Annotated in this window: 20 protein-coding genes; 10 read left to right on the forward strand and 10 right to left on the reverse strand. The window is 57.9% G+C overall.

Going from position 1 to position 25,049, the window contains the following annotated elements:
* Positions 1 to 4 precede the first annotated feature (4 nt).
* The gene (locus AFK24_RS17590; RefSeq protein ID WP_065834438.1) at positions 5 to 1,060 is read left to right on the forward strand and encodes an ABC transporter ATP-binding protein; all 1,056 of its coding nucleotides are present in this window, start codon (positions 5 to 7) and stop codon (positions 1,058 to 1,060) included.
* Between the two features lie 13 nt (positions 1,061 to 1,073).
* Here AFK24_RS17590 and AFK24_RS17595 read toward each other — a convergent pair whose 3' ends face one another.
* Positions 1,074 to 2,003 (reverse strand): AraC family transcriptional regulator, encoded by a 930-nt coding sequence (locus tag AFK24_RS17595; protein ID WP_065834439.1) that lies wholly within the window; start codon positions 2,001 to 2,003, stop codon positions 1,074 to 1,076.
* Positions 2,004 to 2,328: 325 nt separating this feature from the next.
* On the opposite strand from AFK24_RS17595, the gene AFK24_RS17600 reads away from it, so the two are divergent.
* Together AFK24_RS17600 and AFK24_RS17605 are read left to right on the forward strand one after the other, a co-directional pair.
* Positions 2,329 to 2,670 (forward strand): putative quinol monooxygenase, encoded by a 342-nt coding sequence (locus AFK24_RS17600; RefSeq protein WP_065834440.1) that lies wholly within the window; start codon positions 2,329 to 2,331, stop codon positions 2,668 to 2,670.
* A gap of 64 nt (positions 2,671 to 2,734) precedes the next feature.
* Complete coding sequence (locus tag AFK24_RS17605; RefSeq protein ID WP_065834441.1) at positions 2,735 to 2,974, forward strand: hypothetical protein; 240 nt, start codon at positions 2,735 to 2,737, stop codon at positions 2,972 to 2,974.
* Positions 2,975 to 2,987: 13 nt separating this feature from the next.
* On the opposite strand, the gene AFK24_RS17610 is transcribed toward AFK24_RS17605, so the two are convergent.
* The 7 genes from AFK24_RS17610 to bglX all read right to left on the reverse strand — a co-directional run bounded on the left by AFK24_RS17610 (position 2,988) and on the right by bglX (position 11,640).
* Complete coding sequence (locus AFK24_RS17610) at positions 2,988 to 3,611, reverse strand: flavin reductase family protein (RefSeq protein WP_065834442.1); 624 nt, start codon at positions 3,609 to 3,611, stop codon at positions 2,988 to 2,990.
* A gap of 148 nt (positions 3,612 to 3,759) precedes the next feature.
* Positions 3,760 to 4,152 (reverse strand): hypothetical protein, encoded by a 393-nt coding sequence (locus AFK24_RS30035; RefSeq protein ID WP_080482199.1) that lies wholly within the window; start codon positions 4,150 to 4,152, stop codon positions 3,760 to 3,762.
* Positions 4,153 to 4,188: 36 nt separating this feature from the next.
* Positions 4,189 to 4,497 carry a hypothetical protein gene (locus AFK24_RS31225; protein ID WP_170826354.1) on the reverse strand — a complete coding sequence of 103 codons (309 nt, stop codon included), beginning with the start codon at positions 4,495 to 4,497 and terminating at the stop codon, positions 4,189 to 4,191.
* A gap of 11 nt (positions 4,498 to 4,508) precedes the next feature.
* On the reverse strand, positions 4,509 to 5,834 hold the full coding sequence (locus AFK24_RS17620; RefSeq protein ID WP_065834444.1) for an MFS transporter: 1,326 nt from the start codon (positions 5,832 to 5,834) through the stop codon (positions 4,509 to 4,511).
* 289 nt (positions 5,835 to 6,123) lie between these two features.
* Positions 6,124 to 7,449, reverse strand: coding sequence for a sigma-54-dependent transcriptional regulator (locus AFK24_RS17625; protein ID WP_065834445.1), 1,326 nt, complete (start codon positions 7,447 to 7,449; stop codon positions 6,124 to 6,126).
* Positions 7,443 to 9,212 (reverse strand): ATP-binding protein, encoded by a 1,770-nt coding sequence (locus AFK24_RS17630; RefSeq protein WP_065834446.1) that lies wholly within the window; start codon positions 9,210 to 9,212, stop codon positions 7,443 to 7,445. The genes AFK24_RS17625 and AFK24_RS17630 overlap by 7 nt, the downstream gene beginning before the upstream one ends.
* A gap of 118 nt (positions 9,213 to 9,330) precedes the next feature.
* Positions 9,331 to 11,640 carry a beta-glucosidase BglX gene (bglX, locus tag AFK24_RS17635; protein WP_065834447.1) on the reverse strand — a complete coding sequence of 770 codons (2,310 nt, stop codon included), beginning with the start codon at positions 11,638 to 11,640 and terminating at the stop codon, positions 9,331 to 9,333.
* Between the two features lie 259 nt (positions 11,641 to 11,899).
* Here bglX and AFK24_RS17640 point away from each other — a divergent pair, with 259 nt between their 5' ends.
* The 7 genes from AFK24_RS17640 (at position 11,900) to AFK24_RS17670 (ending at position 20,702) form a co-directional block, all read left to right on the forward strand.
* A complete protein-coding gene (locus tag AFK24_RS17640) occupies positions 11,900 to 12,526 on the forward strand; it encodes a LemA family protein (RefSeq protein WP_065834448.1) in 627 nt (208 codons plus the stop codon).
* On the forward strand, positions 12,526 to 13,287 hold the full coding sequence (locus tag AFK24_RS17645; RefSeq protein ID WP_065834449.1) for a TPM domain-containing protein: 762 nt from the start codon (positions 12,526 to 12,528) through the stop codon (positions 13,285 to 13,287). Before AFK24_RS17640 ends, AFK24_RS17645 begins: the two co-directional genes overlap by 1 nt.
* Before the next feature lie 26 nt (positions 13,288 to 13,313).
* A complete protein-coding gene (locus AFK24_RS17650) occupies positions 13,314 to 13,931 on the forward strand; it encodes a TPM domain-containing protein (RefSeq protein WP_065834450.1) in 618 nt (205 codons plus the stop codon).
* A gap of 231 nt (positions 13,932 to 14,162) precedes the next feature.
* Entirely contained in the window at positions 14,163 to 17,885 is a 3,723-nt protein-coding gene (locus AFK24_RS17655; protein ID WP_065834451.1) for a hypothetical protein, read from the forward strand.
* On the forward strand, positions 17,882 to 18,952 hold the full coding sequence (locus tag AFK24_RS31615) for a hypothetical protein (protein ID WP_240500409.1): 1,071 nt from the start codon (positions 17,882 to 17,884) through the stop codon (positions 18,950 to 18,952). The genes AFK24_RS17655 and AFK24_RS31615 overlap by 4 nt, the downstream gene beginning before the upstream one ends.
* Before the next feature lie 2 nt (positions 18,953 to 18,954).
* A complete protein-coding gene (locus AFK24_RS31620) occupies positions 18,955 to 20,034 on the forward strand; it encodes a hypothetical protein (protein ID WP_240500410.1) in 1,080 nt (359 codons plus the stop codon).
* A gap of 5 nt (positions 20,035 to 20,039) precedes the next feature.
* Complete coding sequence (locus tag AFK24_RS17670) at positions 20,040 to 20,702, forward strand: hypothetical protein (protein WP_139110525.1); 663 nt, start codon at positions 20,040 to 20,042, stop codon at positions 20,700 to 20,702.
* A gap of 51 nt (positions 20,703 to 20,753) precedes the next feature.
* Here the strand turns inward: AFK24_RS17670 and AFK24_RS17675 are convergent, their stop codons facing one another.
* Together AFK24_RS17675 and AFK24_RS17680 are read right to left on the reverse strand one after the other, a co-directional pair.
* Complete coding sequence (locus tag AFK24_RS17675) at positions 20,754 to 21,431, reverse strand: response regulator (RefSeq protein ID WP_065834454.1); 678 nt, start codon at positions 21,429 to 21,431, stop codon at positions 20,754 to 20,756.
* A complete protein-coding gene (locus tag AFK24_RS17680; protein ID WP_065834455.1) occupies positions 21,406 to 24,807 on the reverse strand; it encodes an ATP-binding protein in 3,402 nt (1,133 codons plus the stop codon). The genes AFK24_RS17675 and AFK24_RS17680 overlap by 26 nt, the downstream gene beginning before the upstream one ends.
* Between the last annotated feature and the right edge of the window lie 242 nt (positions 24,808 to 25,049).

Here is a 25,049-nt window from a genome sequence, read left to right on the forward strand (position 1 = left end):
AAAAATGACCGGATTGATTCTGGAAAACGTAGAGAAATACTACGGCTCGGCGTGTGCGGTAACTGACGTCAATCTGCACCTGCCGGAAGGCAAGCTGGTGTGCTTTCTCGGCCCGTCCGGCTGCGGCAAGACCACCTTGTTGCGCATGATCGCCGGGCTGGAAACCCTGACCAGCGGCGAAATCCGCCTGGACGGTGAAGACATCAGCCATACGCCGGCGCATCAGCGCAATTTCGGCATGGTGTTCCAGTCGCTGGCGCTGTTCCCGCACATGACCGTCGGCGAAAACATCGCTTACCCGCTCAAGCTACGCGGCGTCGGCAAGCCCGAGCAAAAGGCACGGGTCAGTGAGTTGCTGGAGTTGATCCAGTTGCAGCAAATGGTTGATCGCCCGGTGGCAAAATTGTCTGGCGGCCAGCGTCAACGCGTGGCGATAGCCCGGGCCATCGCTTCGCATCCCAAGCTGCTGTTGCTCGACGAGCCTTTATCAGCGCTGGACGCCAAGCTGCGCGAGTCCATGCAAGTGGAAATCCGCCAGCTGCAAAAGCGCCTGAATATCACCACGATTCTGGTCACCCACGACCAGCGCGAGGCCATGACCATGGCCGATATCGTCGTGGTGCTGGGCGAACATCGGATACAACAGGTGGGCACGCCCATCGAGATTTACCGCAATCCGGCCAATGAATTTGTGGCGGACTTTATCGGCTCGGGCAATATCTTTGCGGCGACTGCGCTGGGTAACGGAAGGGTCGGCATGCCGGGCGGGGAAGCGCTGAATGTGCCGATCAGCGACAGCATCGTTGTCGGCTCCAACATCAAAATGCTGGTTCGCCCTGAAGACTTGCAGCTGTCACTGCCGCAAACCGCAGCAGCAAATCAGCTGGCGGGCACCGTGACCTTCATTCGTGACATTGGCGCGACCATTGAAACCACGGTCGATTGTTCCGGCGTGTCGCTGACTGCGCTGAGCACGCCGAATCAGTGTGTGGGGCTGAGCATTGGCAATCTGGTATCGGTAACCATTCCAGCCGAAGCCTGCCGGGTGTTGAGCGCCTGACTCCGCAAACCGGTCAAACGATCTTGCGCAGGCGCGCCAAATCCCGAAGCGGTGGCGCGCCGAACTGTCGGCTGTATTCCCGGCTGAACTGCGACGCGCTTTCATAGCCTACTTTGTATCCAGCGGCGGACGCATCCAGGCCGTCGGCCAGCATCAAGCGCCGGGCTTCTTGCAGGCGCAGTTGCTTCTGGTATTGCAGCGGACTCATGGCCGTCACCGCTTTAAAACGGTGATGCAGGGTCGAGACACTCAAATTGACTTCCCGCGCCAACTCTTCGATGCGCAACGGCTCGCCGAAGTGCGTGTTCAGCCAAGTGATTGCCTGGGTTACGCGATGAGTCTGGCAGTTGGCGATGGCAATTTCGTACAAGCGATGTCCTTGTTGGCTACGCAGCAAGCGATAGAGGATTTCGCGTTTGATCAGCGGCGCGAGCATGGCGATGTCTTTCGGGTTGTCCAGTAAACGCGACAGCCGCAGTACCGCGTCCAGCAACTGCGTGTCGATGCGCTCGATATACAAGCCGCGCCCGCTCGGGCGGGTCGGCACGCTCATGGGGCCGGCTTCGGCAATCAGCGCATTGATTTCAACGGGATCGATATCCAGGCGCAACGCCAGGTTGGGGTTATCCACCGTTGCGTTGACGATCTTGCCGCTCAATGGCATCGCCACCGACACCACCAGATAATTCAGCGGATCATAGGTGTAGGTTTCGTCGCCGAGTCGCACTTGCTTGCTGCCGTGAGCGAAGATACATAAAGCCGGTTGGGCCACGGCCGGCAGGCTCTCCGACGGACTTTCATAGCGGGACATGAACAGCGGCGCGATAGCGGTCTGGAACGAGCCTTCCTTCGGCGCATAGCGGCGAATCAGGTCAGCCAGCTCGGTGCGCTGCTTTTCCATGTCTTCGCTTAGCGTTTCAACGTGGCGTTCGAGCTGCGACATGTATCGAGTCCTTTGATCCTTGGTGAATGCCCCCAGCTTATTTTTGTGCAAGCCAAAGCGCTACGCGATTCCTGCCGGATGATTGCCTGATCCTGCCGGGCGGTGTCGCGCGAGGCGATGCGACGGCCGGTTTGCCAGCATTCACGGTAGTTCGGTGGTTGCCTGCCAGGTCGAAGATTTAGCGCAGAAAACCGCCTCCGTGCAGAATCAGGCAAGAACCTGGCAGGAACTGTCTACCGGGTAATTGCCAGCAGCCTTTAATCTCAGCTCCTGTCGCAGCACTGCGAATTTTTCACGCGGCACGTAAAAACAAGGAGCCAGGACCATGCCTCAATCAACTTCGGTGAGCCATCTCGTTTTCGCCCGTGCCCGGATCGGTCAGAGTGACCAGCTCGGCGCACGCCTGGACAGTCTGATCGCGCCTTCGCTCAACGCTCCTGGATGCCTGGAGTTTGCCTTGCAGCATTCGGCGCAAGACCCCGATCTGTGGCTGATTTCCGGTTCATGGGCTGACGAACAGGCCATGAGCGCCTGGTTCAATACCCCGCATTTGCAGGTGTTTTCCGAGATCGTTCAGGAACTCATCGTCAGCAGCCTGGATTTTCATACCTTCGCTACCGACGACGGTGCCGATGCCAATGTGCAGCAGATGCTGCGCTCAATCTAGGTAACCCACCGCAGCCCCGACCGTTTAGAATCCCCTGCTTTCCACGCACAGCAGGATCGCATTCATGGCCCGTAAAGAATTTCAGGATTTCGAAGCTGTTACCGCAATGGTCCCAGGCGAAGGCGGTTACGACGCAGCGATTGCCGTCAAAGCCCTGCACGCTGGCGGCGCTCCAACGTTTCATCGAGTGCTGGACGGGCAGAAGTTCAAGACCGCTCACGACGCCGACCTTGCCGCCACCGCAGAACTGGCGCGGCTGACCGATATCGACTCCGAGGGCAATCTGGTTTTCGACCCGCAGTGAGCAACCTGCCGTATCAGGCTTTCGGGCGGAACATCTGGAACAGCGCTTCCGGCCCGAGCTGGAAATAATCCGCAGGACCGCCGCCACGCAGGATCGGCTCGCCCGCTGCCGTGTCGTAAATACCGTCCTTGAGCAGCCGCTTGGCGATGTGTACCGCAACCACTTCGCCCAAAATCAGCCAGCTGGGCACCAGTTCTTTGTCGGCGCGTTGCAGCTGGATGATCTGGGTAACCTTGCACTCGAATGACACCGGCGTCTCTTTGACTCGTGGCACCGCAACAATTTGCGACGCCAGCGGCGTCAGGTTGGCCAGTTCGAACTCGTTCACCTCCGGCGATACCGGCGCGCAGCTCTGGTTCATGGCTTCGGCCAGCGGCCGCGTGGCCAGGTTCCAGACGAACTCGCCGGTCTGTTCGATGTTATTCAGGCTGTCTTTGCGGCCGACACTGCAAAAGCCGATGATCGGCGGAATGTAGTTGAAGGCATTGAAGAAACTGTACGGCGCCAGATTCAATTTGCCGTTGGCGTCCTGCGACGAGATCCAGCCTATAGGACGTGGGCCAACAATGGCATTGAACGGGTCGTGGGGCAGGCGATGGCCTTGGGAAGGTTCGTACGAATGGATGTCATCTGACATTGGCGCAATTCCTGTTGCCGCGAAGAGAGGGCAGAGTTGCGTCATAGTGCAAGGCTGGCGCTGGACATTCCAGAGTTGCCGGCAGATTTTAGGGCTCAGAAACGATTAAGCCCGGCATTAAGCCGGGCTGGGTGTAGCCGTTGAGCGATTAGCTCAGACGGTTTGCACCAACATGATCGGCGCCGTCAGCAGCCAGACGATTTGCACCTACGTGATCAGCACCATCGGCAGCCTGGCGATTTGCACCAACATGGTCGGCACCGTCAGCAGCCAGACGATTTGCACCTACGTGATCAGCGCCATCGGCAGCCTGACGATTTTGACCCACTCGGTCAGCACCATCAGCAGCCAGACGATTTGCACCTACGTGATCAGCGCCATCAGCAGCTTGAGGGTTGTGAGTCGCGTTGGTGTGCGACGAACCGCCTTCAGCGACAACGGTGGAATTGAGCAGGTTGCTGGTATCGACGGCAGGAAGAGCGAAAGCGCTTGATGCCAGAACAGAGAAGGCCAAGCCAAAAATCAGTTTGTTGGTTTTCATGATGATTTACTCCACATCGAATTTGTTTGCGACTCGTTATGGAGCTAATGCTACGCGCCTGACTTTTATTAAGAAGTTAATAGGGTTGCTAGCGATCATCGCCAAAAATGATAGTACGCCGCAGGGCGCGGTTTTCGGGCGTGTCGCGGGTTGTTGCGCGGTTGTGGTGCATTTCTTTGAAAAGTCTTGCAACAAGCTGACTTGACAAAATAAATAGTTAACTTTGGTTGCGGTATTTGCTGATTTTTCAGTGAAAAATTGCACCAGAATATCTGCGTCCTTGCTAAAGCTTCCCCCCAGAAAAAAGGGCAACCACATCAAATGTGGCTGCCCTTGATCACTCAAGCTGATATGACTCAGTCAGTTTCGATGCGCGAATGCTTGCGCGTGTCCTTCATGAACACATAAACCAGCAGCGATACGGCGATGCAGGCGGTGACATACCAGTAATACCCCGTCTCCATGCCGATGCTCTTGAACCACAGCGCGATGTATTCAGCGGTGCCGCCAAAAATCGATACCGTCAGCGCGTAGGGCAGGCCAACACCCAGGGCGCGGATTTCAGTCGGGAACAACTCAGCCTTGACCACCGCATTGATCGACGTGTAGCCACTGACGATGATCAGTGCCGCCATGATCAGGAAGAACGCGCCCCACCAGCTTTGCACGGTGTGCAGCGTGGTCAGGATCGGCACGGTACACAGCGTGCCCATTACCCCGAAGGCGATCAGGATGGGACGGCGACCGATCTTGTCGGACAGCGCGCCGACAAAGGGTTGCAGGACCATGAACAGAAACAGCGTTGCCGCCGAGATGGTCGTCGAGTCGGTGATGCTCATGCCGACCGTGTTCACCAGGTATTTCTGCATGTACGTGGTGTAGGTATAGAAGGCCAGCGTGCCGCCCATGGTCAGGCCGACCACGGTCATCAGTTCCTTGGGATGGCGCATCAGCGTGCGCATCAGGCTTTCTTTTGGCTTTTCTTTCTTCTTGCGTGTAAACGACTCGGTTTCTTCCATGCCACGACGCAGGAACAGCGCAACCACTGCGCACAGCGCGCCGATCACGAACGGCACACGCCAGCCCCACGCGTACAGCTGTTCGGTGGTCAGGGTTTGCTGCAGCACGATCAACACGCCCAGAGCGATGAGCTGCCCGGAAATCAGCGTTACGTATTGGAAGCTGGAGAAGAAGCCGCGACGCTCCTTGGTCGCCATCTCGCTGAGATAGGTTGCCGAGGTGCCGTATTCGCCACCCACCGACAAACCCTGCAACAGGCGGGCGAAGACCAGCAGGATCGGGGCACCGACGCCGATCATTTCATAGCTCGGTGTCAGGGCGATGATCAGCGAACCGAAGCACATCAACAGTACCGAAGCCATCAAGGCGGCCTTGCGTCCCTTGCGGTCGGCGTACAAGCCCATGAGCCAGCCACCGATCGGGCGCATCAGGAAGCCCACGGCGAAGATCGCTGCGGTGTTGAGCAGTTGCGCGGTGGTGTCACCCTTGGGGAAGAAGGATTTGGCGAAGTACAACGAGAAGGCGGCGTAGACGTACCAGTCATACCACTCGACCATGTTGCCGACCGAACCGCTGAAGATTGATTTGAGACGACTTGAGGTGGTCTTCACAGCAGCAGGCGCGCTGGTCGACCCTTGCGACAGGGAGGTAGGGATTTCCATCATGTTCCTTACATTCATTGTTTTTAGAAGGGCACGTCAAAATGCGGCCGTGCCTTCCTATAGCAGGAGCTGTGCCAGCGGGCAGAGGCCCGGTTTAGAAGGGTTTTCAGGGATTTATGAGCGGGAATCCGCTTATGGTGCGGATGGCAGTGAGCGGAAAATTGCCGATGAGGGCGCTGACAAGTCCGTTGGAGCGAGGCTTGCCCGCGAACGCTTCCTCTCGGGCGCGGAAAAATGTGCGGATGTCCCCTCTTCGCGGGCAAGCCTCGCTCCAACAGATCGCAAGGTCCTACACAAACATCTCGCGCAACAATCCATGCCGCTGCATCTTTTCGTTCAACGTGCGGCGTGGCAGTTGCAGTTCGTGGAGCACTGCCTTGATATCGCCTTTGTGCCGGGTGAGGGCGGCGCGCAGGCAGTGGGCTTCGAACGCTTCCTGCTGCGCTGCCAGCGATGGTCCTGCGTCCAGCGCGACGGGTTCCGGCGTGCTCAGGCCCAGTGTCTGGCGTTCAGCGGCGTTGGCCAGTTCGCGTACGTTGCCGGGCCAGTCGTGGGTCAGCAACTGGCTTAACTGCGCAGCGCTGAGTTCCGGTGCTTTGCGGCCCAGGCGTTGCGCAGCCGCCTGCGCAAAGTGGTTAAACAGCTGCGGAATGTCTTCGCGGCGCTCGCGTAATGGCGGCAGGCGTAGTTCAGCGACATTCAGCCTGTAGGCCAGATCCTCGCGAAAACGTCCGGCGCGGGCTTCTTCGAGCAAATCGGGCTTGGTCGCCGCGATGATCCGCAGATCCACTTTGATCGGCTTGTTGGAGCCCAGGCGTTCCAGCTGTTTGTCCTGCAGGACGCGCAGCAACTTGACCTGTTGGGCCAGCGGCATGCTTTCGATTTCATCGAGAAACAAGGTGCCACCGTCGGCGTACTCCAGCTTGCCGATGCGCTTGCCTTGGGCGCCGGTAAACGCTCCGGTTTCATGGCCGAACAGTTCGGCTTCGAACAACTGTTCGGGGATCGCCGCGCAGTTCAAGGCGACGAAGGGCTTGTTGGCGCGCGGACCAAAGTCATGCAGGCAGCGCGCAACCAACTCTTTGCCGCTGCCGGTTTCACCCCGAATGATCACGTTGACCGGCAGCTGCGACAGATCCAGCACCTGTCGGCGCAAGGTCTGCAAGCCAGGCGAAACGCCGAGCAGCGTCGCGTCCAGTTGCGAGCGGGCATCGGCCTGTTCGTGCAGGCGGCGGTTTTCCAGAACCAGTTGACGCTTTTCCAATGCGCGACGCAGATTGCTCAGCAAGGTTTCCGGGCTGAAGGGTTTTTCCAGAAAATCATAGGCGCCGTCACGCATGGCATCCACCGCCATCGGCACATCGCCATGCCCGGTCAGCAGGATGACCGGCAGGTCGGCGTCCAGCGCTTGCAGTCTGGCCAGCAACGCCAGGCCGCCCATGCCCGGCATGCGCACGTCGCTGAGAATTACCCCCGGAAAATGTTCCGGCAGGTTCGCCAGGCAATCCTCGGCGCGGCTATGAACCTGCACCTGGAATCCGGACAGCGTCAGCCATTGCTCCACGGCCTCACGGATCGGCGCTTCGTCGTCGACGACAATGACGGAATTCAGCATGCGGGTTCAGCCTCCAGGAAGTCGTTGGGCAGACTGAACGAGAATCGCGCGCCATGACCATGATTTTGCGCCGCAAGTCGTCCGCCCAGTTCATGCACGATGGCATATGACACCGCCAACCCCAGTCCAAGACCGTCGCCGACCGGTTTGGTGGTAAAGAAAGGGTCGAACAAACTGACCATATGCTCATCGGCGATGCCGCCGCCGCTGTCGATGACGCTCAGGCGCCAGCGATTCTCCTGTGCGCTGATCACGATTTCCAGACGCTTGAGCGGTTTGTCGCTCATGGCATCCAGGGCGTTGCGCAGTAGGTTGATCAGCACCTGCTCCAGGCGAATGGCATCGCCGCGAACCCACGCGGGCCGGGTCAGATGCAGTACGCACTGTATGTGTTCGGCACGGATACGCGAATCCAGCAGCAGCAAGGCTTGATCGACCACTGCCGCCAGATCCAGTCGCTCGCGCAGGCCTCCTGGGCTTTTGCGGGCGAAGGTTTTCAAGTGTCCAGTCAGCGCAGCCATGCGCGTCAGTTGCTGGTCCAGCGGCGCCAGGGCTTTATAAGCATCATCAATGCGCCCGTGATCAAGCAACAGGCGCAAGGTGGCGAGTTGCATGCGCTGGGCCGTCAGCGGCTGGTTGATTTCATGCGCCAGCGCAGCGGACATCTGCCCGAGCGCCGCGAGTTTGGTCGATTGCACCAGGCCGTCCTGAGCAGTGCGCAGTTCCACAGTGCGCTCCAGCACCTGAAGCTCCAGTTCGTCGCGGCTGCGTTCGCGCATGCGTGCCAGGCGCCAGCGCTGATAAAGAAACAACCCAAGGAACACCAGCGTCAGCCAGGCACCGGCGGCGGCGATGGCTGCGTTACGAATGTCTTCGCTGGCCATCTGCGGTTTGCGCAGCAGATGCAACGTCCAGTCTTCGGCAGGCAAGGGCATTGATTGCCAGAGGTAATCCGCCGTTTCGTCAGGACCGTCAACACGGGTCAGATGACTGTTTTCGCCAAATTCGCGCAGCTCGCGGCGGCGCAATGGCGAAAGCGGTTGCCGGTCGTATTGCCGGGTGCTGAGCAGCTGCGCGCGGTCCTCAACCGAAATCGGCTGCAACTCGCGATAACGCCAGCCGGGCTGGTTGGCGATGAACACGATGCCCTTGGCATCGCTGATCAACAATAAATCGTCGCCTTGCGCCCATTGATGCTCAAGGTCGGGAAACTCCAGCTTGACCACCATGGCACCGAGAAAACCGCCTTTATCGTCCACCACTGCATTGGACAAAAAATAACCAGGAATGCCACTGGTAACACCTACCGCGTAAAAGCGGCCGATGCCCTTGGCCCTGGTTTGCTGAAAGTAAGGACGAAAGCCGTAGTTATGGCCGACGTAACTGCTAGGCAAACGCCAGTTGCTGGCGCCCACGGCGAGGCCATCACGGTCCAGCAGCTCAAGGGTCGAGGATTGCGCCGCGCCATTGATACGCTCCAGCTTGCGATTCAGCGCATCCTGGGACAGCGCCGTGATCGGGCCGTTGAGTGCCGCGCGTATTTCCGGGTCCAGCGCCAACACCGCCGGCAGCGCCCGATAGCGTTCAATCAAGGTGTGCAGCGTATTGGCGTAGAGGGACAGCTGAACGCCCGCTCGTGCAGCATCGTCCGACAACGCATGTCGCTGCGCCTGACGCATCGCCAAGCCCGCCGACACCGTTGCGCCAGCGAGAATCAGCAGTGCATAAAGGACGATGCGTAAGGTGCGGGAGGTGAATGGCATATGGGGCTTGCCTGATTTATGGCGGTTGCAGCGCGTTAGTCCGTAGGACTGGCTTTAGCCGGGAGGGCGTTCTCCCGGCTAAAGCCGGTCCTACGGATCGTGCGTAGCAGTTGCAGCCTTACAACAAATTGAAACTCGCCTGCTTCACTGCTTCTGAATCAAGGCCGATCATGACTTTGAATTCGCCGGCTTCTGCCGCGTATTTCAGGCTCGGATCATAGAACTTCAGATCGTCTTCGCTGAGGGTGAAGCTCACGACTTTCTCTTCACCGGGCTGCAGCATGACTTTCTCGAAGTTCTTCAGCTCCTTGACCGGACGACTGATGGACGCGGCAACGTCGTGCAGATATAGCTGAACCACGGTCGCGCCAGCAACCTTGCCGGTATTCTTCACCGTCACGCTAGCGGTCAACTTGCCTTTGCGGGGCATGTCCTTAGCCGACAGGATGATGTCCGATACGTCGAACTGCGTGTAGCTCAAGCCGTAGCCGAACGGGAACAGCGGGCCGTTGGTTTCTTCGAAGTAGTGCGACGTGTAGTTGCCGACCTTGTCCGGAGAGTACGGGCGACCGGTGTTCAAGTGCGCGTAGTAAGTAGGAAGCTGGCCAATTGAACGTGGGAACGACATGGCCAGTTTGCCGGAAGGGTTGTAGTCGCCGAACAGCACGTCTGCCACGGCGTTGCCGCCTTCGGTGCCGGGGAACCAGGTTTCCAGCATCGCGTCGGCCTGAGCCAGTTCGTCGACCAGCACCAGCGGGCGACCGTTCATCAATACCAGGACCAGCGGCTTGCCGGTGGCCTTCAGTGCCTTGATCAGGTCCCGTTGCTTGCCAGGAATGTTCAGGCTGCTGCGGCTGGCCGCTTCATGCGACATGCCACGGGACTCGCCAACCACGGCAACGATCACATCAGCCTGTTCGGCGGCCTTGACCGCTTCGTCGATCATTTCCTGGGCTGGACGTGGATCGACATCGACTTCGTGCTCGATGAAGTTCAGGTATTCATTGATATGGTCGTTGTCACTGACGTTGGCGCCACGGGCATAAACCAGTTTGGCCTTGTCGCCTACGGCATTGGCCAGACCGTCATACACGGTGACCGACTGATTCGGTCGACCGGCGGCAGACCAGCTGCCGAGCATGTCCAGCTGACTCTTGGCCAGGCTGCCGATCACGGCGATGGTGCCCTGCTTTTTCAGCGGCAGGGTTTCGTTCTGGTTTTTCAGCAGCACCAGCGTCTTGCGCGCCACATCCCGCGCTTCAGTGCGGTGCAGGCGGTCGTCGGAATAGGTATCGGCCGGGTCCTGCGCTGCTTTGCCGATGCGCAGGTACGGGTCGGCGAATAAGCCCATGTCGTACTTGGCGCCCAGCACTTCACGTACGGCGTTGTCGATTTCCTTGACGGAAACTTCGCCATCTTTTACCAGCCCTGGCAGTTCTTCGCCGTAAGCCTTGTCGTTCATGCTCAAGTCGACGCCAGCCTTGATGGCCAGCTTGGCGGCTTGGCGGAAATCTTTTGCCACGCCGTGGTCGATCAGTTCCTTGATCGCGCCGTGATCACTGATGGTGACGCCCTTGAAGCCCCAATCCTTGCGCAACAGGTCTTGCAGCAACCATGTGTTGGAGGTTGCAGGCACGCCGTTGATCGAGTTGAGGGCGATCATCACGCCGCCCGCGCCAGCATTAACCGCTGCGCGATAAGGCGGTAGGTAATCCTGGTACATACGCGTAGGACTCATGTCCACGGTGTTGTAATCCCGGCCACCTTCAACTGCGCCGTACAAGGCGAAGTGCTTGACGCTGGCCATGATGTTGTCCGAGGCGGCGGTGCTCTTGCCCTGAAAGGCCTTGACCATCACGTCGGAGATTCGCGACACCAGGTAGGTGTCTTCACCGAAACCTTCGGAGGACCGGCCCCAGCGCGGATCGCGGGAAATATCCACCATTGGCGCGAAGGTCATGTCTAGGCTGTCGGTACTGGCCTCGATGGCCGAAATACGACCGCTCAAGGCGATGGCGTCCATGTCCCAGCTGGCAGCGAGGCCCAGGCTGATCGGGAAAATCGTGCGATGGCCGTGGACCACGTCGTAGGCGAAGAACATCGGAATCTTCAGACGACTCTTGGCGACAGCGGCTTCCTGCAGCGGACGGTTTTCCGAGCGTGTGATGGAATTGAACGTACCGCCAATCCGGCCTGCGGCGATCTCCTTGAGAATCATCGGCTGTGGCATTTCCGAACTGATGCTGATCAGCCGCAATTGCCCGATTTTTTCATCGAGGGTCATTTGCTTGAGCAGATTGGAAATGAACGCGTTTTTCGCTTGCAACGTGGCCTGATTAGTGGCGACCGGCGCACTGACATTGTTTGCAGCCAACACTGGCTGGCTGGCCAGACTGACCAGAAGACCGAGTAAACACAGCTTATTCATGAATGATTTCTCAAGGCTTTTGCCTGCAACTTACGTTAAATGTCAGGCAGCCATATTTTGGGTTTTAGACCTTTGGCGCTTATTGTCGGTCAGGGGCGATGGGATGCCGCTGAACTCTTTGTCATTACCGGCATCTTTGTAGCGCAGCCACTTTTTATCCGATGATCCGGCGTTGGCGACGGATTATGCCGGGGAACTTCTGTTTTGGCTAAAATCACTTGAGCCATACGGAATAAATAGCCATTACAGGAGTTACATAATGATTCTCTTACAGCGTTGCCAGCCTCACAGCGTACGTCGCTATACCTGGGCAACCGGCGTTTTACTGCTGCTCAGCAGCCTGTTGAGCGGCTGCGGCATCAACAACATCCCCACCTACGACGAACAGGTGAAAGCGGCCTGGGCTCAGGTGCAGAACCAGTATCAGCGTCGCGCCGACCTGATCCCCAATCTGGTGGAAACCGTCAAGGGCTATGCCAAGCACGAGCAAGACACGCTAACGGCGGTCATCGAAGCCCGGGCCAAGGCGACGTCGATCCAGGTCGATGCCAATACCTTGAACGATCCGGCCAAACTCAAGCAGTTCCAGGACGCCCAAGGTCAGCTGACGGGTGCATTGAGCCGCTTGATGGTGGTTTCCGAACGCTATCCGGACCTCAAGGCCAACCAGAATTTCCTGTCATTGCAGTCGCAACTGGAGGGCACAGAGAACCGCATCGCCGTTGCGCGTCGTGACTTCATTGCCTCGGTCGAGCGCTATAACACCGAGATTCGCACCTTTCCGGGCCGTCTCTGGCACACCGTGATGTACAGCGACTTGCCGATTCGCCCGAACTTCGAAGCGACAACGCCAGGTTCCGAGAAAGCCCCGGAAGTGAAGTTCTGATGAAGGCATTGCGGCTCGCGCTGCCGGTCCTTCTGCTGTGGGCCTGCGCCTTGTCGGCGCAGGCCGCACTGGTATTTCCGCCGCTGACCGGACGCGTGGTCGATAACGCGCAGTTGCTCGATGCGCAGAGTTCAGCGCAGTTGACGCAGATGCTTGAGGCCCATCAACAGGCGTCCGGCGAGCAAGTGGTGGTGGTCACGCTGCCGGATTTGCAAGGCACCAGCATCGAGGATTTCGGCTATCAGCTGGGCCGGGCGTGGGGGATTGGCGAGAAGGGCAAGGACAGCGGCGCGCTGTTGATCGTCGCCCGTGATGATCGCAAGGTGCGCATCGAAGTGGGTTACGGCCTGGAAGAGCGCCTGACCGATGCGCAGTCTTCGGTGATCATCAATCAGGTGATCACTCCCGCCTTCAAAGCCGGCAACTTCGCTGGCGGCATCACTCAGGGTGCGCAAGCGATCATTCAGGTGCTGGGCGGCAATCCACTGGCGCAACCGCAAGCGGCGGCTGACGCTGAACAGCAGGGTACGGGGTTCGACAATGTGCCAGTGCTGATCATCGTGGTGGTTTTTCTGATCCTGATTTTCCTGAAATCCGGGCGTGGCGGCGGCGGTCGGGGCGGCAGAGGGGGCTTTATTACCGCCGGTGGGCTGGGCGGTCTGGGTGGACTCGGTTCCGGTGGCTCAGGTGGCGGTGGCGGCGGTGGGTTCAGTGGCGGCGGTGGCAGCTTCGGCGGCGGCGGTGCTTCGGGCAGTTGGTAATCGATGGATCAATGAGTGACGCAACCATGGCTTTACTGAATCAAGACCAACAGCGCCAGGTCGCCGAGGCAATCGCGCGGGTCGAACTGCGCACCGATGCCGAACTGGTGACGGTGCTGGCCCGCCAGGCCGACGATTACACCTATGTCCCGCTGATCTGGGCCGGGCTGGTGGCTTTGCTGGTGCCTGGCCTGCTCAATTACTTTTCCGGCTGGTTGAGCGCCAACGAACTGCTATTGACGCAAATCGCAACCTTCATCGTCGTGGCACTGATCTGCCGTTTCAGCCCGCTGACCATGTATCTGGTTCCCGCTTCGGTTCGGCATTGGCGCGCGGGCAATCTTGCCCGTCGCCAGTTCCTGGAGCAAAACCTGCATCACACGGTGGACGGCACCGGCATTCTTATCTTTGTTTGCGAAGCCGAACGCTACGTAGAAATCCTCGTCGATCACGGCATTTCCAGCCGTCTGCATGACGACACCTGGCAAACCCTGATCGACATCTTCACCCAACACGTGCGCGACGGTCAGACTTTGCAGGGCTTTCTCGACTGTATTCAAGGCTGCGGGGAAGTGCTGGCCGAACACGTACCGGTGACCCAGGTCAGGAATGAGTTGCCGAATCGGTTGGTGGTTTTGGGGTGACTGGGCGAACTGATTGGCACGGATTTCCGTATGGCGCCGTCCTAACGAAACGGTTGCTACATAGTCGGAATTGCCGTCACGAAACTCAGAAACATCCCACAGCTTCAGCAGTCTCTCGCTGACTTACTCTTCACCTATCAAGATGCAAAGTCCTGTGTTTTTACGGCCAGGACTTGATCATGTCTATCGCATCTCGCAGCCAGCATTTCGTGACAGGACAGGAGTCCTGACATGCCTAATCCCGTTGGCACCCTGAGCCGTGGCCCGTGCTGCGAAATCAACAAACTCATCGTTCAGGTGGTTGGCACGCATCATCCTTCGACCCAGCGATTGGCTTTCTACGAGAAAGACGCCAGTAAACGGCTGGATGCAGTTACCGCGCAAGACCGTCCCGAAACCATCACCGCTTACATGTGTGCGCCAAGCCAGTTGCATGTCTGGGACTGGTCTGGCGAACCCCAACATCGCCTGATGCTGGAGGTCGAGACCACGCAGGGCAAACCGATCCTGTTGCCGCTCCCGGAAACCCGCATTACGCAGAGGCAACTCGATCAGCAGTGGAACCAGATCGTCCCGGTGCTGCCATTTGTGGCCCTGCCCGGCGTCAACAGCGCTCACGATCATGGCGCTCCCGTGTTGTGCCGCGCCGGGTTTATTTATGTCTTCGTCGACGGCAGGCTGTGGCGTGAACTGGAAGTCCGGATCAGCGACGAGCGCACCACCTATCACGATATCGAGCTGGAGAAATTTCGCGAGGGCGAGGGATACGGCGATGAAGCGCGGCTCGCTACCGGCAAGGCTTTGGACGACATCTGGTTACCTTCCAACTGGAATGATCGACCGGTCGACACGCAGCTGTGCTTCAGCGAGGTGCAACTGAGCGGAGCTCGATTGCAGCGTCTGGAAAGCGACTCGGCGTTGCGTCGTCAGCGCTGCCAAAGCCCGGACTTGCGGGTCTCGAAAGAACGCTCCAAAACGGTCTTCGCCAACCGACCGGATGGCGTGGCCATGCTGGACGCTTTCAGCACTTTTGATGTGCGTGACAAGGATAATCAGGCTGCGGCCAGCAGAGCCCATGTCACTTGGTTGAACCTCAATCGCGGCGCTTTTCCGCTGTCAGTCCCGGCCCCGCAACGCGCGCGCCAGACCAGTTTTGAGTGGATGATCGACCAGCCGGCGCGCTACCTGTGCGACCTGAGCGGAGAGTTTCTGGCAGACGCTTTCAGCGCTGCCCGCAAACATGTGCAGCTATGCGAAGCGGGGACCGCGCCTTACGTGCCATTGCCGCTGGAAATCGGCGCCTGGGCACAATGCCTTGAGCACATCGTCGATCCGAATACCCAGGGCGATGCGGGCCTGTGGACGGCTCAACCGCCTGCGCCCGACGTGTTGCAAACGGCGCGATCCCGCGCACTCTACGGCGTGATGCTGCTCGACAGCCAGTACCGCCTGCGCCATCTGAGCACCCGGATTTATGACCAGCGTCACCTGCTGGAACTGTGCGGCGCGCGGGCGCAGCGTTATCCGCATCACGCCAGCGCCTTGCTGGTGCAACAGCTGATTGTTCCGCACTCCATCGGCGGCAAGAAGAACCCGCTGCATCAGCAACTCGACATGCTCAAGGAAAAGAGCCGGCTGGATATCAACCGCTTCACCGCCAGCAGCGAACGCGCCCAGCTGTGGCGTCAGCAGGAAATGAGCCAAGCGCTGCTCAGCGAATGCCTGCAACAACGGCAGACCGAACAATGCCTGGCCGACCACCTGAGCCTCGATGGCTTCAAATACGCGGCGGCTTTTCATTTTGTCAGCCAGCTGTTCGTCACCTTGGCGCTGGGTCCGTCGGGCTATGACCCGTTGGCCGCCAGCGGCGACATCAGCGACGCCATGACCGGCCTTAGCCTCTACAGCCCCGACGCCAGTGTCGGCCAACAGTGGATCGCCCACGTCAGCAACGACCCGCAGCACCCGATGCACCGCATGCTCTGGCCGGATGCCGGGCAACAGGATCTCGACGCGCCGTATCAAGCGCCCGCCAACCCGGAGGTCAATCAGGGCGATGGCGCTTTTCGGGCGACGGAACTGGCCAGTACCGAACAGGACAGTGTTGCTCCCGCTGGTGCGTACTCGACGATCGATGCAATGTTTTTGGCGAGTTTGCTGAAAATGGGGGAGTTGAAAAATACTCTGACGGTGACCGGCAAGGCGGGCGCCGGGGTTTTGGTCGCTATCAATGAAAACCTGCAAGGCGCCCTCGAAGCAGCCGAAAGAGCGGTCCATGGTGCGCAGCACATTGCACTGCAAGACCCTGCTGCCAAACGCTTTCGACTGAACGAAGCAGCACATCGACGCAGCCTTGCCCAACTGCGCGGCATGCTGCCGCAAGCGTTTGGCGACCTGCACTTTCTGTCTCACGCTGACGCCCGGAGAAAGGCCTATTACATTTTCGGCCTGGACGACATGCCCGAGAACATCGGCCGCTCTGCGCAGGTCTACGGGGTTTATCGCAACCAGAATGGCGTCATGAAATCCCCCGCTGAGGATCACGGTTTTGCTCGGCCGCAGCCGGATCTGCCGCCAGAACGAATCGTCATCGGCATCCCGCGCAACCACCGGACAGCGTTGACGGTCAGTCGACTTAACCAAGGGTTTAACGACGCTTGGCAAAAAGACATGGCTAAGCACACGGCGGACAAGGCGGAAAAGCTGAGTGGGCTGGAGAACGCGATCAAACTGCGGGATTCGATGCGCGACAGTACGGCTTTCCGGGTGTTGGATTCGGTGCCGGTGGCGGGGCTGATTGTGGGGTTGGAGATTTGGAATTTAATGAATGAGTTAGGCGCGCGCGAGCAAACTAATAGGGAAAAAACTGCAATACGAGGTGGTGTAGGTTCTTTCGGAGCGGTTGTCGATTTGGCGGTAGCGCTCGAAGCGCTGACTGTCAAGCTGGCAGGAAGTAAATCAATTTTGGCTGCGGGGCGTAAAACCGTACTCACTATATCTGATGATATCGCCAAGCAATTTTTCGGATCGCTTAGTGATCGGCTGGTAAAAAAATACAGCTCTCGATTACTTGGTCAAATCAGCGCCGGTTTAATATTTTCCGGGCTTAACCTCTACGACGCTTGGTGCTCCTACAGCTGGGGCGACGACGCCTATATCGGCCATTTGATCATGGCATCCGGCGGTTTAATCGGCACATCGAGCAGCTTTTTGGTGGGTGGCACTGCCTTCCTTGGTTTAAGTCCTTTGGCCTGGGCCGGTTTGCTGTTGATTGTCGCTGGCGCGGGATTGGCGTACTGGCTGAGCAGCAAGCCCATTGAAGATTGGCTGAAAAAAGGGCCTTTTGGCGACGATCCACATAACGCCGCACCACATCTGCAAGACGCTCAGAACGCCTTCTATTACTTGGTCAGTCTGTTTGCCAATATCCGGGTAAGTATTGACCGTAACCCGGAATACGTTCCTGACGGCATGCTTGATTTTAGCGACACGGTGCCCTTCGTAGTGCGCAGCGCCAACACGCGGATTCGTATTGAAAGCAATCTGGGAGGACTATTGAGTGGGTTGGGTGAGTTGGGAACTCAGGCTTTCCTCAATCTGAAAAGCTTTGAAGTCTTTTTCGATCAATACAGCGATCGGAGCAAGACCAGCAGCTCGCAGATAGCTGTAACGCCAGTTGCCTATCGGCTATTGCCGGGCGCCTTGGAGCTGTTCGTCAAAACACCTTTTTCCTATAAGGCAGAACCTGCAGAAAACTTGCCCGAGGTCTATCACGTATGGCGCGTACGCGCGCAACTGTCGCTGAACGACGGTCAGCGCACTTGGGTATTCCCCGCCCCACCACCCAAGGATCCGACCCCCTTTGGGCCGACCTATGCGAGACCAGACTTTGAAAACACTGAACGGCTGTTCTGGGCCGACGAAACTGAAAACCGGGCGAAGGATGCGAAATGAATGCCCAGAAGACACCCTGTTATGCCCCCACGGCTTATCGCTCAGACAGCATTCCTAATCAAGCGCCCTCCGCGGAGCGCTCATGGCTAAAGCGGTTTTCCAAAAGACGATTACCGTGGGGGAAACCTCAAAGTGTTGCACCAGATGATTTTCTACGTGAACGTGCACCTGAAAAACTGCGTTTTCAAGAAAGTATGCGAGATGAGCGTGAAGAAAAACTTAAGTCTGGAATCTACGTTCCGGCGCCTTATGAACATGTAGATTTTCATGATCGGCATGATCATGAGCGTTTCAGGTTTTCGCGTTGGTCTAGTCGGTCCCAGTTTTGGGCATATCTGTACATATTTGGCAAAGGTTGGTCGATGATATTTAGCCCTCTTTACCTAGTTACAGCACTTCTCGTAGCTTTAACTTCTTATGAGCCATTTCTTATCGCTTTTGTAAGCTTTATGGCTGAAACATATCACATTATCTTAATTCCGCCATTTCTTGCTTGGGCGTTAGCTTCGTTGGTACTAAACAAATTCCCCAAGCTCTGGATAAAACCTTCCCGAGGCCCAATCTGGGAACTAAACCGCCGCACCGGTCTGGTCACGCTATTCGACTACAACAATAACGGCGAATACAAAAAGAACGGCACTATCGGAGAAATAACCGCGCCGTTCTACGAGTTCGACGCCTACCTCGAATCTGCACCGGATCGGCAGGGTTCGATGAATCATGTGTTGTGCATTGCCCATCGTTATCGGGACATCGTGATCAATTTCTCGCCTTTGGTGAACGTGGATAACCGCTGGCAAATGCCCTGCGCGTTGTGGGACTTCCTGCAAAATTACATGGACACCAGCCGTCCGCTGCCGGATTTGCCGCGCTATGAAGAGTTTCGCCATCTGGACCCAACCACTGCGGCCCACGACCTGAAAACCGGCCGCAACCCGCGCTTCTGGATCGACATGGATGATGAAACCTACAAACAACAGCTCAGCCAGCTACTGGAAAACATCGACAACATCGACACCTTCAAACGCCCGAACCTGATGGCGCGGCATGTACGGTATGTGGATTAACGATGACAGTTTTTAATAACGGCAACGCGGCTTTCTATGCAGCCACGGCTTATCGTTCAGACAGCATTCCAAATCAAGCGCCCTCCACGAAGCGGTCGTGGCTAAAACGGTTTGCCAAAAAACGTCTGCCTTGGGGAAAATCTCAAAACGTTGCTCCAGATGATTTTCTGCGTGAACGTGCGCCTGAGAAGTTACGTTTTCAAGACGACATGCGAAAAGAGCGTGAGGAGAAACTTGCCTTGGGGAGTTACGTTCCCGCGCCTTATGAACATGTGGATTTCCATGACAGGCACGACCATGAGCGGTTCAGGTTTTCACTTTGGGCGGGTCGCGCGCAATTCTGGTTGCATATGCATATGTTCGGAAAGTGGTGGTTTCTACTATCTACACCATTGATAGTTGTGGTTGGGCTAATTTCGGCATCCAAATCGCTCCTGCCATTTATCACAGCTTTCCTGAATAGTATCTTGAGAATGGCTCAGATAATTTCTTTTCCATGTTTAGCGGCATGGGCATTAAGTAGCCTCGTCATCTACAAATTCCCCAAACTCTGGGTAAAACCTTCCCGAGGCCCAATCTGGGAACTAAACCGCCGCACCGGTCTGGTCACGCTATTCGACTACAACAATAACGGCGAATACAAAAAGAACGGCACTATCGGAGAAATAACCGCGCCGTTCTACGAGTTCGACGCCTACCTCGAATCCGGGCCGGATCGGCAGGGTTCGATGAACCATGTGTTATGCATCGCCCACCGTTATCGGGACATCGTGATCAATTTCTCGTCACTGGTGAATCTGGATAACCGCTGGCAAATGCCCTGCGCGCTATGGGACTTTCTGCAAAATTACATGGACACCAGCCGCCCGCTGCCGGATTTGCCACGTTACGAAGAGTTCCGCCATCTGGACCCGACCACCGCCGCCCACGACCTGAAAACCGGCCGCAACCCGCGCTTCTGGATCGACATGGACGACGAAACCTATAAGCAGCAGCTAAACCAGTTGCTGGAAAATATCGACAACATCGACACCTTCAAACGCCCGAACCTGATGGCGCGGCATGTTCGGTATGTGGACTAAGTCTTATGAGTTTAAAAAATCTTCGCCTTGGTGAACGTTGGGAACGCCTTGAAAATGTAGAGAGGACGCTATGGGTATTTTTGCTGTTCACAACTTTTTGCGTTGCCACCTTCTGGGTTGTATCAGAGCCTATACGTGATCCTGACGTTTGCACTTATAGAGTCGCACGGCGGCGCGGTGCTTGCGCACCTGTCGGGATGCTTCTTGCGTCACTGGCCGCTTTCGCGTTCGGTTTTGCTGCGTTAAAACCCGTGATTGATCTTTTCTATGTATTTTGCCAGCCACTCCAATCGCGCGCTTTCAGCCCAACCTTACGCGTATTTTTATCGCTTAAGCGGATGCGTCTGGAAAGGGTTTTCAAAAGCGATGCATTCGAGCTGAGCTTAACAACGCTGGACGATAATCATAATCCATATCAACCCTTCACCTTTAAAATAAACGGTATACAAAAATTCAACTTCTACAACCGTGACAACGAACCCGTTTCAGCAGACTGTATTTTCCGGGGTGGGGCGCTTCTGGAGTTTAATCGGGTGAAGGATTCAGCCGAGCTTGATTGGGCCAGAGTCATGGTAAGCAGCCAATATCAAGGCGCTTTCTATTATGGCCAGCTAGAGCTGGAAGCAGAGAGTTACGAAATTCGGGCGTTACCCAAAGCGCGAATTTAAATGTATAGCCTACAGACAATAAAAGCCGGGCTACCAAACGGTAGCCAACTTTCAAACCCTATCCGTCATCGCCGCCAACGCCACCGACGTCGCCGCCGTTCTCGTCTCGACCCCAAGCTTTATATAAATATGCTCCAGGTGTTTGTTCACGGTGCGGGGGCTGAGTTGGAGGATGTCGCCGATGTCTTTGTTGGTTTTGCCGCAGGCGACCCAGCGCAGGACTTCGATTTCGCGTTCGGTGAGTTGGAAGCGGCTGGAGAGTTTGCCGTAGGCGGGTTTGTCGTTGAAGCCCAGGCTGGCGGATTGTGAGGCGTTGCGTGCCGATTGCAGGATGCGGGCGGTGCGCAGGTGGGAGGCGACGCGGGCCAGGACTTCGTTGCAGATGATGGGTTTGGTCACGTAGTCGATGGCGCCGGCTTCGAAGCCTTTGACCACGTGTTCGCTGTCGGTGAGGGCGGTCATGAACAGCACCGGGATATTGGCGGTGTCGGTCTGGGCCTTGATGCGCCGACAGGTTTCGAAGCCGTCGAGGCCGGGCATCATGGCGTCGAGCAGGATCAGGTCCGGGCGGCGGCGCTGGATGCGGTTCAGGGCGCTGGTGCCGTCCAGCGCGACGAGGACCATGTAGCCGGCTTCATCAAGCGCGTCGGAGAGCAAGGCCAGATTGTCCGGCGTGTCGTCGACAATCAGGATCACACCGTTTTCAGCGGGTTGAGTCAGGGCGTTCATTGAGGGCCTCCTTGAGTTGCAGGCTGAGTTCATCGAGTCGGAAGCCTTTGGCGAGCATCCGCAGGTCGGCGACAAAACTGGCACTGTGCTGGCTGTCACGTTCGATGGCGTCGAGTTTGGCCTGAATGCCGCGCACATAACCCAGGCCACAGAGTTCGTACAAATCCTCCAGATCCTGACGCGGCGGCAGCGTCCAGGGCAGCTTGATCAGTGGCGCGGGGCGTAGACGGCGCAGCCAGTGCAGTTGCAGGTGATGCTGCATGCGGTCGAGCAGTTGCTGGATATGCACCGGTTTGGCCAGGTAATCGTTGCAGACTTCGGGGAGACTGCGCTCCTTGTCGTCGGCGAAGGGGTTGGCGTTGGCGGAAATGATGATGATCGGCGCCAGCGACAGCGCGTTGCGGCGAATCAGCCGACTGGTTTCCCAACCGTCCATGTCCGGCATCGACAGGTCCATGAGGATCAGATCCGGATGCAGCAATGACACCTGACGAATCGCTTCCTGGCCATTGGCCGCCTGGGCGACCTCGAAACCCAGCGGCGTGAGCATGCCGCTGATGACCTTGCGATGTTCAATGTGGTCGTCCACCACCAGCACCAGTCGGCGCGGACCTTCGTAGCCCATCACATCGTGATCGACATGAATCACCGCTTTGGGCACTCGCACTTCGGAGAGGAACAGTCGCACCTGAAAATGCGTGCCGTCGTCAGGCTGGCTGGTCACCGACAGCGCGCCGCCCATCAGCGAGGTAAGCATGCGGGTGATAGTCAGGCCCAGGCCGACGCCGTTGTCCTGGCGAACCAGTCCGCCGCGCTCGAACGGCTGGAAAATCCGTTCGATCTGTTCCGGGGCGATGCCAATGCCGGTGTCCATGATGTCGAAGATCGCGGTTTCCCGGCGATAGCTGACCCGCAGGCAGACTTCTCCGCTGTCAGTGAAATTCACCGCGTTGCCCAGCAGGTTGATCAGGATTTGCCGCACGCGTTTCTCATCGCCGCGCACGACGGCCGGCATGCGGCCGACCACGTCGAGGCGAAAGCTCAGGCCTTTTTCCCGGGCGGTGGGGGCGAACATATGTTCGAGGTCGTGGAGGAATTCCTGAAAGAGGATTTCCGAGGGTTCCAGGCGCAGCTTGCCCGCTTCGATCTTGGCCACATCCAGCAGGCCGTCGATCAACGACAGCAGGTGCGAGCTGCTGCGCAGAATGGTCGCCAACGGGTCTTGCTGATGGGCGGGAGTCGCGGTGTCGCGCTGCAAAATCTGGGTGAAACCGAGGATGCTGTTCAGCGGCGTGCGCAGTTCGTGGGACAGCCCGGTGACGTAGCGGCTCTTGGCGGCGTTGGCGGCCTCGGACGCTTCCTTGGCTTTTTGCAGCGCCTGATCGGTCTTGTCGTGGGCGTCGATTTCCTGCATCAGCAATGAGGTCTGGCGATCCGATTCTTCCAGGGCGACGCGACGGCTTTCCCGAGTGAGCACGACCCACCAGGCGAGTATTCCGGCGAACACGCACAGGGTGAAAAACGCCTTGAGGAACGCCAGGAAAAGCGTGTGATGCACTGTCGGAGACTGGTCTACCAGACTGTGGGAAACCTGACCGTAAATCACCGCCAGCGCGCCGGATATCGTCAGCAACAACACCGTCAGCAAACCCAGATACTGGGCGAGTCGGGTGTGCAGGTAGTGCAGTGGTAATTTCGGCAACAGCCGACTGATGGCGTCTTCAAACTGCATCGACAGGCGCGCGCGACTTTTGCATTGGTCGGCGCAGCGCGCGTCCAGGGAACAGCAAAGCGAACAGATCGGCGAACTGTAGGCAGGGCAATACGCCATGTCGGGGGTTTCGAATTCATTGCTGCACAGCCCGCAGCGCAGGCTGGTCTGCTGACCGAGGGGGAACAATTGCAACGGGTCGCTGGTGCGGGCGATGTAGTACTTGCCTTTGGTCCACCAGGCGATCAGCGGTGCGACGATCAGCGCGGTGGTCAGGGAAATCAGCGGCGGGGCGGTCTGCGCCAGGGCGCCGAATGCCCCGAAATGGGCACTGATCGACAGCAGCGAGGCAATCGACATCGCGCCGACGCCCACCGGGTTGATGTCGTACAGGTGCGCACGCTTGAATTCGATGTATTTGGGCGATAGGCCCAGCGGTTTGTTGATCACCAGATCGGCCACCAGTGTGCCGATCCAGGCAATGGCCACGTTGGCGTACAGGCCGAGCACTTGTTCAATGGCGTCGAAGACCCCCAATTCCATGAGGATCAGGGCAATCGCTACGTTGAACACCAGCCACACCACGCGACCGGGATGGCTGTGCGTGACCCTGGCGAAGAAGTTCGACCAGGCCAGGGAACCGGCGTAGGCATTGGTCAGATTGATCTTGATCTGGGAAATGATCACGAACAGCACCATGGCCGCCAGCGCCCATTCCGGCGAGCTGAACACATAGCGAAAGGCGACCAGATACATCTGCGTCGGCTCGGCGGCGCGCTCGATGGGCACTTCGTGTTGCAGGGCGAGAAACGCCAGAAACGCGCCAGCCATGATCTTGATCGCGCCGGGAATGATCCAGCCCGGCCCGGCCATGAGCAGCGCGGCCCACCAGCGCTTGCGGTTCTTGCGGGTTTTCTCCGGCAGGAAACGCAGGTAGTCCACCTGTTCGCCGATCTGCGTCACCAACGACAGCGCCACGCTGAACGCTGCACCAAAGAACAGCAAATTGAAGGTGCCGCCTTCGCCTTCACGCCCGGCGAAACTGGTCAGGTCGGAGAGCGCTTCGGGGTTTTTCCAGATCACGAAGATGTAGGGCACCAGCAACAAGGTCAGCCACAGCGGTTGCGACCACATCTGGAGACGGCTGATCAGGGTGATGCCATAGGCCACCAGCGGGATGACGATAATCGAGCAAATCACATAGGCCATGGCCAGCGGAATGTGGAAATACAGCTCGATGGCCAGGGCCATGATTGCCGCTTCGAGGGCGAAAAACAGGAAGGTGAAACTGGCGTAGATCAGCGAAGTGATGGTCGAACCGATGTAGCCGAAGCCTGCGCCACGGGTCAGCAAATCCATGTCCACACCGTAGCGGGCCGCGTAATAGCTGATCGGCAAGCCAGTCAGGAAAATCACCAGCGCCGTGGCGAGGATCGCCCATAAGGTGTTGGTGAAGCCGTAACTCATGACCAGCGCGCCGCCGATGGCTTCCAGCGCCAGAAACGAAACTGCGCCGACCGCCGTGTTGGCGATGCGAAATTCCGACCACTTGCGAAAGGATTTCGGCGTGAAGCGTAAGGCGTAGTCCTCCATGGTCTCGTCGGCGACCAGACTGTTGTAATCGCGGCGCACCTTGACGATGCGTTGGGAGCCGGAGGGTCGCACGGGGATTCCTGAGAAGGATGTTTATGGTTATGGAATTGGCGACAGCAACTTCCGTGCCTGGGCCTGGGTCGTTGGAGCGAGGCTTGCCCGCGAAGAACGTTAACGCGGTGGGTCTGGCCCACCGCGGCGCATGATTCGCGGGCAAGCCTCGCTCCAACGGAGCTACGCCAGCCTCACACGGGCGCCATCATCCTCGCTTTGCGCCCATCCGGCCCTACGTCAAATGACGTAGCCCGGTACGT

The organism is Pseudomonas syringae (assembly GCF_001698815.1).
GTDB classification, from domain to species: Bacteria; Pseudomonadota; Gammaproteobacteria; order Pseudomonadales; family Pseudomonadaceae; genus Aquipseudomonas; species Aquipseudomonas syringae_A.